The sequence below is a fragment of the Streptomyces sp. BK340 genome, assembly GCF_007827595.1.
In the GTDB taxonomy this organism is placed as follows: Bacteria; Actinomycetota; Actinomycetes; order Streptomycetales; family Streptomycetaceae; genus Streptomyces.
This window is the reverse complement of record NZ_VISR01000026.1, coordinates 58502-71994: the sequence shown is the minus strand read 5'-3', so window position 1 is coordinate 71994 and position 13493 is coordinate 58502. Positions and strand designations below refer to the sequence as shown.

12 protein-coding genes are annotated in these 13493 nt (G+C 73.0%); 4 read left to right on the top strand and 8 right to left on the bottom strand.

The window, feature by feature from the left end:
- The first annotated feature begins 7 nt into the window (after window positions 1-7).
- Both narJ and narI read left to right on the top strand, forming a co-directional pair.
- Window positions 8-502: a nitrate reductase molybdenum cofactor assembly chaperone gene (gene narJ / locus FB157_RS34885; protein ID WP_145884691.1), complete on the top strand. Its 495-nt coding sequence runs from the start codon at window positions 8-10 to the stop codon at window positions 500-502.
- Window positions 499-1221: a respiratory nitrate reductase subunit gamma gene (gene narI, locus FB157_RS34880; protein WP_145884690.1), complete on the top strand. Its 723-nt coding sequence runs from the start codon at window positions 499-501 to the stop codon at window positions 1219-1221. Before narJ ends, narI begins: the two co-directional genes overlap by 4 nt.
- Here narI and dnaK read toward each other — a convergent pair.
- The 6 genes from dnaK to FB157_RS34850 form a co-directional block, all read right to left on the bottom strand.
- Complete coding sequence (gene dnaK, locus FB157_RS34875) at window positions 1218-3083, bottom strand: molecular chaperone DnaK (RefSeq protein WP_145884689.1); 1866 nt, start codon at window positions 3081-3083, stop codon at window positions 1218-1220. The two genes, narI and dnaK, sit on opposite strands and share 4 nt — an antisense overlap.
- Before the next feature lie 139 nt (window positions 3084-3222).
- Entirely contained in the window at window positions 3223-3648 is a 426-nt protein-coding gene (locus FB157_RS34870; RefSeq protein ID WP_145884688.1) for an OsmC family protein, read from the bottom strand.
- Window positions 3649-3712: 64 nt separating this feature from the next.
- Window positions 3713-5515 carry a DUF2201 family putative metallopeptidase gene (locus tag FB157_RS34865; RefSeq protein WP_145884687.1) on the bottom strand — a complete coding sequence of 601 codons (1803 nt, stop codon included), beginning with the start codon at window positions 5513-5515 and terminating at the stop codon, window positions 3713-3715.
- Window positions 5512-6573, bottom strand: coding sequence for an ATP-binding protein (locus tag FB157_RS34860; RefSeq protein ID WP_145884801.1), 1062 nt, complete (start codon window positions 6571-6573; stop codon window positions 5512-5514). The genes FB157_RS34865 and FB157_RS34860 overlap by 4 nt, the downstream gene beginning before the upstream one ends.
- Before the next feature lie 79 nt (window positions 6574-6652).
- A complete protein-coding gene (locus FB157_RS34855) occupies window positions 6653-8770 on the bottom strand; it encodes a phage holin family protein (protein WP_145884686.1) in 2118 nt (705 codons plus the stop codon).
- A 95-nt stretch (window positions 8771-8865) separates the two neighbouring features.
- Complete coding sequence (locus FB157_RS34850) at window positions 8866-9297, bottom strand: hypothetical protein (protein WP_145884685.1); 432 nt, start codon at window positions 9295-9297, stop codon at window positions 8866-8868.
- Window positions 9298-9382: 85 nt separating this feature from the next.
- Between FB157_RS34850 and FB157_RS34845 the strand changes: the two genes are divergently transcribed.
- Window positions 9383-10156, top strand: a complete 774-nt coding sequence (locus FB157_RS34845) for an MBL fold metallo-hydrolase (RefSeq protein ID WP_145884684.1) — start codon at window positions 9383-9385, stop codon at window positions 10154-10156.
- Window positions 10153-10785, top strand: coding sequence for a DedA family protein (locus tag FB157_RS34840; RefSeq protein WP_392282043.1), 633 nt, complete (start codon window positions 10153-10155; stop codon window positions 10783-10785). The genes FB157_RS34845 and FB157_RS34840 overlap by 4 nt, the downstream gene beginning before the upstream one ends.
- Window positions 10786-10987: 202 nt before the next feature.
- Here FB157_RS34840 and FB157_RS34835 read toward each other — a convergent pair whose 3' ends face one another.
- Both FB157_RS34835 and FB157_RS34830 read right to left on the bottom strand, forming a co-directional pair.
- Window positions 10988-12055 (bottom strand): MBL fold metallo-hydrolase, encoded by a 1068-nt coding sequence (locus FB157_RS34835; protein ID WP_145884683.1) that lies wholly within the window; start codon window positions 12053-12055, stop codon window positions 10988-10990.
- Window positions 12052-13308: an aminotransferase class I/II-fold pyridoxal phosphate-dependent enzyme gene (locus FB157_RS34830; protein ID WP_145884682.1), complete on the bottom strand. Its 1257-nt coding sequence runs from the start codon at window positions 13306-13308 to the stop codon at window positions 12052-12054. Before FB157_RS34830 ends, FB157_RS34835 begins: the two co-directional genes overlap by 4 nt.
- Between the last annotated feature and the right edge of the window lie 185 nt (window positions 13309-13493).

Here is a 13493-nt window from a genome sequence, read left to right as displayed (position 1 = left end):
GACCCTGATGCCCTCGGACGCGGTGCTGTACCAGGCGGCGGCGCTCTGCCTGACCTACCCGGACGACGACTTCTTCGCCCGGCTGCCGCTGCTGCGCGAAGCCGCCCCGCAGCTGCGCGCGTTCACCGACCACGCGGCCGTCACCGAGCCGCAGGAGCTGGCCATGCACTATGTGCAGGTCTTCGACCTCAGGAACCGGCACAGCCTGTACCTGAGCTGGTGGCTGGACGGCGACACCCGGCGGCGGGGCATGTCCCTGGTCCGCTTCAAGGACGTCTACCGGCAGCACGGGCTGGAGTTCAGCGGCGAGGAGCTGCCGGACTTCCTGCCCGCGGTGCTGGAGTTCACCGCCCGTACCGGCAACACCGATCTGCTGACCGGGCACCGTGACGCCCTGGAACAGCTGCGGTCCCGGCTGACCGATCACGGCACACCGTACGCGGCCGTCCTGGAGGCCGTGTGCGCTGCTCTGCCGACCGCACGCACCGGGGTGCGGTCATGACCACACTCCTGTGGGGCGCCCTGCCCTACATCGCCTTCGCCCTGCTGGTCGCCGGCCTCGTCTGGCGCTACCGCTACGACAAGTACGGCTGGACCACGCGCTCGTCGCAGGTGTACGAGTCGAAGCTGCTGAACATCGCCTCGCCCTGCTTCCACTACGGCATCCTGTTCGTGCTGGCCGGGCATCTGATCGGGCTGTTCGTGCCCGCGTCCTGGACGCGCGCGCTCGGCGTCGGCGAGCACACGTACCACCTGTTCTCGCTGTACGGCGGCACGGCGGCCGGAGTGCTGACGGTCGTCGGGATCCTGTTGCTGGTCTACCGTCGGCGGACCCGGTCCCCCGTGTACCGGGCCACCACGGTCAACGACAAGATCATGTACGTGGTCCTGCTCGGGGCGATCGTCCTGGGCACGGTCGCCAAGCTCGCCCACACCTCCGGCGACGGCTACGACTACCGCGGGACGATCGCCCCCTGGGCGCGCAGTCTGTTCACGCTCCAGCCGAAGACCCACCTGATGGAGGGCGTGCCGGTGCTGTACCAGGTGCACGCGGTCGTCGGCATGCTGCTGATCGCGTTCGTGCCCTACAGCCGCCTGGTGCACATGTTCAGCGCACCGGTGCAGTACCTGTTCCGGCCGTACGTCGTCTACCGGACACGGGACCCGAGGCAGCTCGGACCGCGGCCGGAGCGGCGGGGCCGGCAGCGGCTGGGCGGTTAGGGGGTTTCGCCCTTCTGCTCCCGCTCGTCGTCGACGATCTCCGCGTCCACCACCGCCTCCTCGTCGGACGGCGCGCTCTGTTCCCCGGCCGGAGCACCGGAGGCCGAGGGCTGGGCCTGGCTGTACATGGCCTGCCCCATCTTCTGGCTGACCGTGGCGAGCTTCTCGACTCCCGTGCGCAGGACGGCGGTCTCGGCGTTCTGCTCCAGCAGGGCCTTCAGCTCGGCGGCCGCCGCCTCGACCTCGGTGCGGGTGTCGGCGGGCACGCGGTCCTGGTTGTCGCGGATGAACTTCTCGGTCTGGTAGACGAGTTGTTCGGCCTGGTTGCGGGTCTCGGCTGCCTCCTTGCGCTGCCGGTCCTCCTCGGCGTACTGCTCGGCCTCCCGCATCATGCGGTCGATGTCGTCCTTGGGGAGGGCGGAACCGCCGGTGACGGTCATCTTCTGTTCCCGTCCGGTCGCGAGGTCCTTCGCGGAGACGTGCATGATGCCGTTGGCGTCGATGTCGAAGGCGACCTCGATCTGCGGGACGCCGCGCGGGGCGGGCGGCAGGCCGGTGAGGTCGAAGACGCCGAGCTTCTTGTTGTAGGCGGCGATCTCGCGTTCGCCCTGGTAGACCTGGATGCCGACCGAGGGCTGGTGGTCGGTGGCGGTGGTGAAGATCTCCGAACGGCGGGTCGGGATCGTGGTGTTCCGCTCGATCAGCTTGGTCATGATGCCGCCCTTGGTCTCGATGCCCAGGGACAGCGGGGTGACGTCCAGGAGAAGGACGTCCTTGACGTCGCCGCGGAGCACGCCCGCCTGGAGGGTGGCGCCGACCGCCACCACCTCGTCGGGGTTGACGCCCTTGTGCGGGTCCTTGCCGGTCAGCTCCTTGACCAGGTCGGTGACCGCGGGCATCCGGGTCGAACCGCCGACGAGGATGACGTGGTCGATGGCGGAGAGCTTCACGCCGGCGTCCTTGACCGCCTGGTGGAAGGGGGTCTTGCAGCGGTCCAGCAGGTCCGCGGTCAGCTCCTGGAACTGGGCCCGGGTCAGCTTCTCGTCCAGGTGCAGCGGGCCCTCGGCGGAGGCGGTGATGTAGGGCAGGTTGATCGAGGTCTCGGAGGACGAGGACAGCTCGATCTTGGCCTTCTCGGCGGCCTCGCGCAGCCGTTGCACCGCCATCTTGTCGCCCGCGAGGTCGATGCCGTACTGCCCCTTGAACCGCTTGACCAGGTGGTCGACGACCCGCTGGTCCCAGTCGTCGCCGCCGAGGTGGGTGTCGCCGTTGGTGGCCTTCACCTCGATGACGCCCTCGCCGATGTCCAGCAGGGACACGTCGAAGGTGCCGCCGCCCAGGTCGAAGACGAGGACGGTCTGCTCCTCGCCGCGGTCCAGGCCGTAGGCGAGGGCGGCGGCCGTGGGCTCGTTGATGATCCTGAGCACCTTCAGGCCGGCGATCTCCCCGGCCTCCTTGGTCGCCTGCCGCTGGGCGTCGTCGAAGTACGCGGGCACGGTGATCACCGCGTCCGTGACGTCCTCGCCGAGGTAGGCCTCCGCGTCCCGCTTGAGCTTCTGCAGCACCCGCGCCGACAGCTCCTGGGCGCGCAGCCGGGCACCGTCCACCGTGCCCTGCTCGGGGAAGCGCCAGCCGGCGTCGCCCATGTGCCGCTTCACCGAGCGGGCCGTGCGGTCCACGTTCGTCACGGCCTGCCGTTTGGCGACCTCGCCGACCAGTACCTCGCCGTTCTTCGCGAACGCCACCACGGAGGGGGTGGTCCGCGCGCCCTCCGCGTTGGTGACGACGGTGGGCTCGCCGCCCTCCAGGACGGCCACCACCGAGTTCGTCGTCCCGAGATCGATCCCGACCGCACGTGCCATGGTCCGTTCCCTTCCGTCAGGGCGCCTCGCACCCTTCCAGCACAAAACGCGCGTACGGCGCTGTCAATGTACGAATACCCGGAAACGGCGATGCCGCGCCCCTGCCCGGGAGCGCGGCACCGTGGCGGTCGTACGACGGTCAGGCCAGCTCGGCCGTCAGGGTGATGGTCGTACCGGTCAGGGCCTGGCTGACCGGGCAGTTCTTCTTGGCGTCCTCGGCCGCCGAGGCGAAGCCCTCCGCGTCCAGGCCCGGCACCTCGCCGCGGACGGTGAGGTGGATGCCGGTGATGCCCTCGCCGGGCTGGAAGGTGACGTCGGCCTTGGTCTCCAGGCGGGTGGGCGGGGTGCCGGCGCCGGCGAGGCCGTGCGAGAGGGCCATCGAGAAGCAGCTGGAGTGGGCGGCGGCGATCAGCTCCTCGGGGCTGGTCTTGCCGTTGGCCTTCTCGGCGCGCGACGGCCACGACACCGGCTGCTGGCCGATGCCGGAGGAGTCGAAGGTGACGAGGCCGGTGCCCTCGATCAGGTTGCCTTCCCAGACCGTGTGTGCGGTGCGCGTGGTAGCCACGGTGGTTCCTTTCGCATGTGGTCCCGTGTCCAAGTCCTGCGCACCCATCCGATCACATCCGGGCTCACTGCACCCTGAAGACCGGGCCACGCGGGGTGAACGGAAGGCGACCGCCCTCCGGGATCAGATAGGCGTGCTCGCGCCGCACCCGCAGGACGTCGCACCAGCCGTCGGTGATGACCAGCACCGGCGCGCCCGGCGGGAAGTCCGGTGCGCGGTGCAGCAGGTCGACGCCGGGCTGCAGAACGGTGCCGCCGCGCCCGTGCACCCGTACCCGGCCGGCGATCTCGGTGACCGGCACATAGCCCGCGTCGTGCGGGGCGGCGTCGCAGAACACCACGCGGGCGGCCGGTACGTCGCGGGCCCCGGCGTACGAGGCGATCGCGCCGAGGGCCTTGCCGAGCAGGGTGCGGTCCATCGAGCCGGAGGTGTCGAGGACGACGCCGAAGGTGCAGCGGGCGATCTCCTCCGGCGGGAAGCAGCGGCCCGCGCGCGGGATGCCGGGGGTGGCGGACTGGCGGCGCGAGGGACGGGCGTAGGTGCGCACGGCCTGCGGGCTCGGCACGAACTCGTCGAACCAGCGGGCCAGTCGGGCGTCCCAGGGCAGCGGCGGGTGGCTGAGCGCGCGGATCTCCTCGACCAGCCCGCCGGGCAGGAAACCGCGCTGCTGCCCCTGGTGCAGGTCCAGGCCCCGGACCAGGCCGCGGCGGTAGAACTCGTCCAGGTCCACGGGGGTGCCGGGCGGGCCGAGCGGGCCGCCCAGGACGTCACCGAGGCCCTTGCCGCGCAGGGTGGCGAGGCGGCGCATGCGGCGCAGGTCGCCGGCGATGCGGTCGTAGACCTCCTCGGCGGACAGCCCCGCCAGCTGCGGGTCGTGCAGCAGCCCGTCGGGCATGGTGCCGACCTGCATCTCGGCGAGCCAGCCGTTGATGACGTAGTCGCAGGCGACGTTGAACAGGTACGGGTCGCGGGTGCCGCAGCGGTCGCCGTGGCGCAGGGCGGCGTGCAGCATCTCGTGGGCGAGGATGAAGCGCCACTCCTCGTCCTCGAAGGTGCGCAGCGGGTTGACGTAGATCTCGCCGGCCTCGGCGTCGACGGCTGCGACGGCGATGTCGTGGGCGCGGGCGAGTTCGGCGTCGGCGACGAGTCTGATGCCGGCCGCGATGCCGCCGAGCAGCGGGTAGGAGGAGACGAACCAGCTCAGGGCGCGTTCCCAGGGGCGCAGCCGGGTGGGGCCGCCGGTCATGGCGTCGCGGCGGCCGCCGGCCAGGTCCATGGCGGTGGCCATGGTGCGGGTGAGGCCGTGGGCGAAGGCGAGCTGCCAGTCGGGGGGCTTGTTCAGGTAGCCGGTCCAGGGCACGAGCAGCTGGTCGGGTTCGCTGCCGGCCGTGCCGCAGTGCTCGTACACGGCCGGGATGTGCTCGTCGCGGCGCCAGCCGGCGGCGATCTGTTCCTCGTCGCCGCCGGGGTAGGACGCGGGCAGGTCGTCGGGGGTGCGGCCGACGGGGAAGGTGAGCAGGAAGCGGTTGACGACCGCGCAGCGTGCGGCGAGGTCGTAGCGGTCCGGCTGTACGCGTTCGCCCTTGGCGGCGGGTACGTGTCCGAAGCCGAGGTGGATCAGGCCGTGGGCGATGGCCCAGGCCCACTCGGCGGGCTCCGCCCGGCGGGTGGGGTGCAGGTGGACGCGGCCGCCGGAGTCGATGCGGACCAGGCCCTGGCGGGGCGAGGCGGAGCAGTCCTCGCGGCGGCACATGTCGGCCTCGATCGCGGCGAGCGCCGGGTTGGCCCACACCAGCTGGACGCCCTTGGCGCAGTCCTCGGCGGCCGGATCCGGCTTTTTCCTGTTCTTCGCGCCGCGGCCGCTCATCGCCGGGCCTCGACCAGCCGGGGCATGTCCCGGGCGGCCTCGATGAGGAACCAGGCGGGCAGGACGGGGTTGCCGTCGGTGTCGGAGGCGATGACGCTCTGCGCGACCTCGACGGAGATCTCGGCGAGCTGCACCAGCAGGGACTTGGCCCGGTAGGCGGTCTGCCGGCCGTTCGCCGACATGTGCTCCTTGGCGACCGGCAGCTCCTTGACCAGGCGGCCGCGGAAGGACTCGGCGAGGTAGTACAGCAGGTCGCGGTCCTCCGGGCGGTGCGGCCAGCGGGCGTCGCCCTTGAGGATGGCCTCGATGCCGAACCGGCTGCGGACGATCTTGACGTAGCCGCAGAAGGCGCCGGCGTGCGCCGGGGTGAGGGTGCCGTGCGCGAGGACGCTCAGGGTCGCTTCGTCGAGGTCGGCTCCGAAGGAGTGCAGGGCGTCGGAGAGCATGTGCCAGGAGCGGGGCGTGGAGAACGGCTCCTCGGTCTTCGGCGGCTTGGACCACAGGTGGTCGGGCCGGTCGGTGAGGTGGTCCAGGATCCACGGGTGGATGCCGTGGCCCGTCGCCCAGGCGAGCCAGTCCTTCGGGGACGCCTCCAGGTGGACGTGGGCCAGCCGGTTGACCAGGGCGGAGGCGATGGGCCGGGCGAGCGCGTTGTCGGTGGCGCGGTTGCCGGCACCGATGACGATGGACCCCTCGGGCAGCTCGTAGCTGCCGATGCGGCGGTCGAGGATGAGCGAGTAGAAGGCCTTCTGCACATCCGGGGTGGCCGCGTTCAGCTCGTCCAGGAACAGGCAGTACGGCTCGTCGCGGGCGATGGTCTCCGGCGGGCAGAAGACGGAGCGCCCCTCGCGGATCTGCGGCACGCCGATCAGGTCCTCGGGGGCGAGCTGGGTGCCGAGCAGGCTCACGCACTCCAGGCCCAGCGAGGCGGCGAACTCCCGCACCAGGGAGGACTTCCCGATGCCGGGGGCACCCCAGACGAAGACGGGCCGGACGGTGGCGAGACCGAGCAGCAGCTCGGGGAGAAGGGCCGGGGTGACCGTGACGGCAGCCTGCAAAGCCAAGGCTCCTTGGGGATGTTCGAGGATGTGCGACTCGAACAGTGTGGGTCTACGTCCCCGGGCGCGCAGCCGATTTTCAGGCGGCCCGCTCCTCCTCGGCCTCCGTGCCGATCGGCACCTGGGGGCCGTTCGCCTCGCGCAGCCAGCGGCGCAGGACGCGGTGCACGTGCTCGGCGCCGGTCAGCTCCGCGCCCTCCTCGACCGGGGCGGACAGGGTGAGCGGGGAGAGCAGGAAGGGGTGGGACTGGGCGCCGCCGAGGCCGCCGTGGGAGCCGATCTGCTCCTCGAAGGCGAGGACTTCGCCGTCGGCGGGGTCGTGGAAGGAGTTGACCATGATGTCGGCCGTGTGCGGGAAGGTGTGGGTGCGGCGGACGGCGTCGGCGGCGCCGGGGCCGAACCGGGCGAGCGGGCCGGGCTCGTGGTCCAGCTCGGCGAGCGGGATCTCGGTGCCGTAGGGACCGAGCACCACGCCGTCGTGTTCCTCGCTGCGCACCAGCAGGAAGCCGATGCCGGGGTGGTTGGCGAGGGTGGTGAGCAGGGCGGGGTGACGGGCCTCGATCTCCTCCTTGGTCATGCGGTGCGGCACGTCCGGGAAGGAGACCAGGCCGAGGTTGCCGGAGGCCAGCACGATCGGCCCGGAGTCCGGAGCGGAGCGGGACGGGGGTCCTCCCGCCCGAAGGGCGGGGGCGGGCCGGTGCCGCTCGCCCTTCTCCTCAACGGGCCGGCGCAGGGCCGCGCGGACGGCGGTGCGGGCCTCGGCACCGCTGCGGGTTCGTTCGGCCCGGCGTGGCACGGGCAGTCCGCACCCGGCACGGACGAGGTCGGCGAGGGTGAGGCCGTAGCGGGCGCGGAAGGTCTCGCCGGGGCTCTGGCCGTGGTCGGACAGGACGACGATCCGGTAGGGGCGCGGGGCGTGTTCCGTGGCCTTCTCGATGAGCGCGAGGGACCGGTCGAGGCGCTGCAGGACCTTCTCGGCGTCCCGGCTGCACGGTCCGGAGTGGTGGGCGACCTCGTCGTAGGCGACGAGGTCGGCGTAGACGGCGGTGCGGCCCGCGAGCAGATCGCCCATCACGGCGGCGACCACGACGTCCCGTTCGACGACGGTGGCGAAGGCGCGCACGAAGGGGTAGAGGCCGCCGCGGCTCACCCGTGGCCGCTGCCCCCGGATCCGGGCCCGGGTGGACTGGCCGATCTCGCGGGCGACCTCGGCGACGAAGGACAGGGCGGTGCGCACCGCGTTGGCGGGGTCGGAGAAGTAGGCGAAGTAGCCGGCGCGGGAGCGGTTGTCCCGGCCGCGGCGGCGGGTGGCGATGGACAGCACGAGGGCCAGTTCTCCGGCGCCGCCGCCGAACAGGTTGCCGCGGCTGGCGCCGTCGACGGTGAGCAGTCCGCCGTCGCCCGTGTGCGCCGTGGCGCGGCGTTGGAGTTCGACGGCGCTGGTCGGGCGGTTGCACACCATCACCTCGCCCCGGTCCTTCTCGTACCAGCGGAAGGCCGGCACGTCGAAGGTGCTGCCGTGCAGGATGCCGAGCTGGCTGGCGCCGGTCTGGCTGGACCAGTCGGTGCGCCAGGGGGCGAGCCGGTGGGTCGGCCGTACGCCGTCGCCCGACGCCAGCCAGCGGCCGACGGTCGGCATGAGTCCCTTGCCGACGGCGTGCGTGAGCACGTCGTGGCCCACGCCGTCGAGCTGGACGCAGACCAGTCCGGGCGTGGCCGCGCACGGTGGGCCGGCTCTGCGGCGGCGGTAGGCGAGGCGCAGCAGACGACGGCGGTAGGCGTCGTCGTCGCGTACGGCGAGGGCGGCGCCGGTGGCCGAGGCGACGGCGGACATCACGGCCGCCACGATGACGGCGGTCTCCGGGGCGACTTCGCCCTGCCCGGAGGGGTTGAGGCGCAGGGCGAGCAGCAGCAGGGAGCCGTTGAGGAAGAAGACCAGCAGGCCGAGGACGAACGCGGGCACGAGCAGCAGCAGCCGCACGAGGAGCGGCCACACCACGGCCGAGAGCACACCGAAGGCCCCGGCGCCCAGCGCGGCGGTGACGGCTATCCGCGTGGCACTGTCGCCGTCGGCGGACTGGAGCCTGAAGTCGGGCAGCAGTCCGGCGAGCAGGAGCATGGTGAGCGTGGAGACCGCCCACACCGTGACGCTCCGTCCGACCTGACTGGCGATCCGCCGCCACCGCACGCCCCGCACGCCCCGTACACCTCGCGTCCCGGCCCGCTCGATCACCGGGCCTCGTTCCACCTTGTCACACGGGGCGGAGCCGGGCCGGGCGGGGCGCCGGGCCCTCAGCGCCCGTCGTAGCCCGCCGTCGGCATGGACAGCCTGCGGTGCACCCGCGCCTTCATCTGCGCGTCGTACGAGGGCTCGGCCCGCCCCACCGTCTCCACCCGCACCCCGCGCCGCGCGCACTCGGCGGTGAACTCCTCCACCGAGGACAGCGCACGCTCCAGCACGCGCCGGCTGGGTGCGACGAACACGTCCACGCCGGGCCGGACGCCGTCCCACAGTGCGCAATGGTCGAAACGCAGCCCGCCGACGAGAAGTTCCCTCGCGACCACATAGCCGCGCTCCGCCGCCCAGTGCGCGCACATGGCGTGCTGGCTGCGGGAGTCGACCAGGAAGGGGTCGGCCTCCAGTTCCTCCAGAGGCGTCAGGCTCGCGATGGCGGTGACCCGCACCTGTGCGAGCCCGCCGGAGGCACCCCGCGACTGTCCCATGGCGTCCCCCTCACCTCCGGGTTTCGCCGCCGACCCTACTCCTGCCCGTAGGCTTCGGGGGAGTCGCGCGAAGGAGGCGAAGAAGGTGCCGGTGGAGATCACCTGGTGGGGTCACGCCACCTGCGCGCTCCTGGATTCGAACATACGGGTGCTTACCGATCCCCTGTTCGCGAACAGGCTCGCGCATCTGCGTCGCCGCCGGGGCGCGGTGCCCCCCGCCGAGGCCCGTCGCGCGGACGTGGCGCTCGTCTCCCATCTGCACGTCGACCATCTGCACGTCCCCTCGCTGGGCGCGCTCGCCCCGGGCACGCGCCTGGTCGTGCCCCGGGGCGCACCACGGGCGGTACCCGGGCTGCGCCGGCTGCGACAGCTGCAGATCACCGAAGTGGCCCCGGGGGACGCCGTCCGGATCGGGGACCTCGTGGTCCGCGCGGTGCCCGCTCGGCACGACGGGCGCCGGCTGCCGGTGGGCCCGCACCGCTCCCCCGCGCTGGGATACGTCGTCGAGGGCGAGGCGCGGACCTACTTCGCCGGGGACACCGGGCTGTTCGACGACATGGCGGAGCAGGTCGGGCCGGTGGACGTGGCCCTGCTGCCGGTGGGCGGCTGGGGTCCGTACCTCGGCGAGGGGCACCTCGACGCGGGGCGGGCGGCGCGGGCGCTGGCCCGGCTCGCACCCCGGGTCGCGGTGCCGGTGCACTACGGGACGTACTGGCCGATCGGCATGGACGCGGTGCGCCCGCACGAGTTCCACGCACCGGGCGACGAGTTCGTGCGCCTGGCGGCCGCGGCCGCGCCGCAGGTGGCCGTGCACAAGCTCGGGCACGGCGAGAGCGTGCGCCTGGAGGTCGCGCGGTGAGATGGCCGGCCGCGGTGGTCCTGGCCGCTGCTTCCACGTCCACTGCGCCTCCGGAGTCCACGCAGCGGGCGCTCGGGTATCCGTCCCTGTTCCTGCTCGTGCTGATCGGGGCGTTGGTGCCGGTGGTGCCTACGGGGGCACTGGTCAGTTCGGCCGCGGTGGTGGCGTTTCATCAGACGGAGCCGTTCTCGCTGGCGCTGGTGTTCGTCACGGCCTCGCTGGCGGCCTTTCTCGGGGACGCGACGCTGTACTGGCTGGGGCGGCGGGGGATGCGGTCGCGGAACGGGTCGCGGTGGCTGGAGGCCATTCGTGCCCGGGCGCCGGAGGAGCGGCTCGCGCAGGCGCAGACGAAGTTGGCCGACCACGGGGTGACTGTGCTGGTGCTGTCCCGGCTGGTGCCTGCCGGGCGGCTGCCGGTGATGCTGGCCTGTCTGGTCGCCGACTGGCCCCTGCGGCGGTTCAGCCGGGGGAATCTGCCCGCTTGTCTGGCCTGGGCGTTGACGTACCAGGTGATCGGGATTCTCGGGGGTTCGCTGTTCGCGGAGCCGTGGGAGGGGGTGGTGGCCGCGGTGGGGCTGACGCTCCTGATCAGTGTGGTCCCGGGCTTGGTGCGGCGCGTTTCTCGCTAGGTCCTGTCGTCAAATTCCCGTCTGCCCCACGACGCCTGGCACGCACTCTCGCCGCACCGGGCGAAAGCCCAAGTACGTCCAGTACGAGGACTTCCGCCCGGCACGCCGAGAGCACGCACCAGACGCCGCGAGGCCGCCCTTCGGGCGACGACGGGAATTTGACGACAGGACCTAGCGCCGGTGGCGGCCGGCAGCGGGGAGTTCAGTCCAGCGTCCTCGAGCCGCCGACCGGGATGTCCCACAGGTCTTGCCGGTCCAGGCCTGCCTTCTCCCAGGCCGTCCGCACTCGCGTCAGCGGTTCCAGGACCGGCTCCGCCGAGAGGATGAACGTGCCCCAGTGCATGGGAGCCATTCTTCGGGCGCCCAGGTCCTGGGTGGCCCGGACCGCCTCCTCCGGGTCGCAGTGCACGTCGCTCAGCCACCAGCGCGGATCGTAGGCGCCAATGGGCATGAGGGCGAGGTCGATACCGGGGTAGCGGCGGCCGATACGGGAGAACCAGTGGCCGTAGCCGGTGTCACCGGCGAAGTAGAGGCGCCGTCCGTCGCGATCGGTGAGGACCCAGCCGCCCCACAGGCTGTGGCAGGTGTCGGTGAGGGTGCGCTTGGACCAGTGGTGGGCGGGCACGAAGTCGAAGCGGACGCCGTTCAGTTCGGCACCCTCCCACCAGTCCAGCTCGGTGACGCGGGTGAACCGGCGCCGCTGGAACCAGCGGCCGAGCCCGGCGGGCACGAACACGGGTGTGGTGCGCGGGAGACGGCGCAGGGTGGGGGCGTCGAGGTGGTCGAAGTGGTTGTGGCTGATGACGACCGCGTCGACGCGTGGCAGGTCCTCCCAGGGGACACCGACGGGGGTGATGCGGGCCGGGGTGCCGAGGATGCGGCGGGACCACACGGGGTCGGTGAGGACGGTCAGCCCGCCGATCCGGACGATCCAACTGGCGTGTCCCGCCCAGGAGACGGCGAGCGTGCGGGCGCCCGTGCGGGGCAGCGGGGCGGGTGCGTAGGGGAGCCGGGGGATGTCGGCGAGGCTCTCGGGGCCGGGGCGTACGGAACCCTCGCGGGCGAAGCGGGCGAGGGCCTTGAGACCGGGCAGGGGCGCGGTGAGCCGGTCGTGGAAGGTCCGCGGCCACACCCGGTGTTCGCCCAGCGGACGGGGCTCGGCCAGCGGCGGGAACGGGGGTGCGAGGGGGGCCGGGGCCGTGGGGGCGCCGGCTTTTGCGCTGGTCGTCGTAGGGCCGGCGGACCCGGGCTCATGCGTCTGCTGCGTCATCGAGGAGGCTCCCGTCGCTGAGCGTCGTCGCGGAGATCTTCGAAGGCCGACCTCAAGGAGATCAACGCGCGCTGCACCTGTGGCAGTTCCAACGGTGAGGGTGACATGAGGCATTCCGTGCGTTCCTCGTCCGTGCCGCCCAGCAGGGACGCCGTGGCGAGCCGCACCCGCAGCGCCCCGAGGTCGTCGCCGAAGCGGTGGCCGCCGGGCGTGGGCATGCCGAGCCGGGCGGTGAGGAGGTCCTCCAGTTCCTGGGCGTCCCCGACGCCCTGCTCGGCGAGCACCTCGCGCAACGGGCCGAGGTCGACGTACAGATGGCGGCCGGCCCGCGGCGGCAGGGCGAGCGCGCCTGCCGCGACGACCGCGCCGTGCGCGGCGGCCGCCACGCGCGCGTGCAGGAGTACGGCGGCCTCCCGGCGCTCGGTGACGGGTGCGGGTTCGTCGAGGGCGTACCCGGCGGCCGCGGCGACCGGTGCGGCGACCCGGGCGCCGAGCGCGGTGAGGATGTCGAGCACGCGCGCGTGGAGGTGCTCCCCCGCCTCTCCCGAGGGGAAGCGGGCGACGGCCGCGGGCCAGCCGGGCGGCAGCAGGGCGCCGGCCAGGTCGGTGACGACGGTGACCCCGTCGGGCACCATCTCGGCGGGGCTGAGCAGGACCGTCTCGCGCGGGTCGTGCACGGTGTCGCGCCAGGTCTCGTCGCTGACCAGGTGCAGGCCCTCGGCGGCCGCCGCCTCGACGGTCTCGTGCAGCAGTTCGGGCGGCGTGACGGTGGCGGTGGGGTCGTCGGCGACGGACAGCACCAGCAGCCGGGGATCGCCGCCCTCGGCACGGACCCTGCGGACGGTCTCCAGCAGGGCGTACGGATCGGGCACACCGCCGCCCTCGGCCGGGGTCGGCACGTGGAAGACGGGCCTGCCGAGGAGGCGGGCGCAGGGCGCCCACCAGGCGGCGCACGGGCGGGGCACGAGCACGTCGCCGGTGTCACCGGCGAGCGCGGCGGTCAGCGCGAGCAGCAGCGCGGGGGCGCCGGGTCCCGCGGCCACCCGGTCGGGGACGCAGGGCAGTCCGCGCCGGGTCCAGTACCCGCACGCGGCCTCCAGCAGTGCGGGGGCGCCGCCGACCGGCTGGGCGTCGGCCCGGCCCGCCGCGGCGGCGAGGACGGCGGAGAGCTCCGGGAGGACGGGCAGGCCGTCACCGGGCAGGGGCGGCCCGTAACGGACCGGCCCGTGGCCCTCCGGGTCCGTCCGCCGCATGTCCGCCTCCGCGCAGTCCGTGGTGCCGTGTGGTGTTCCCGTCGGGGCCGTGCTCTCCTCGTCGGCCGTGCCGCTGCCTGTTCTCGAGCCTGTTCCCGTGCCCGCTCCTGTGGTGCCGGGTGTGTGGGTGGTGCGTGCGGTTTCTGCTGTCGGTGCCCTCGGGATGTGTACCCGGCGGACGGCCC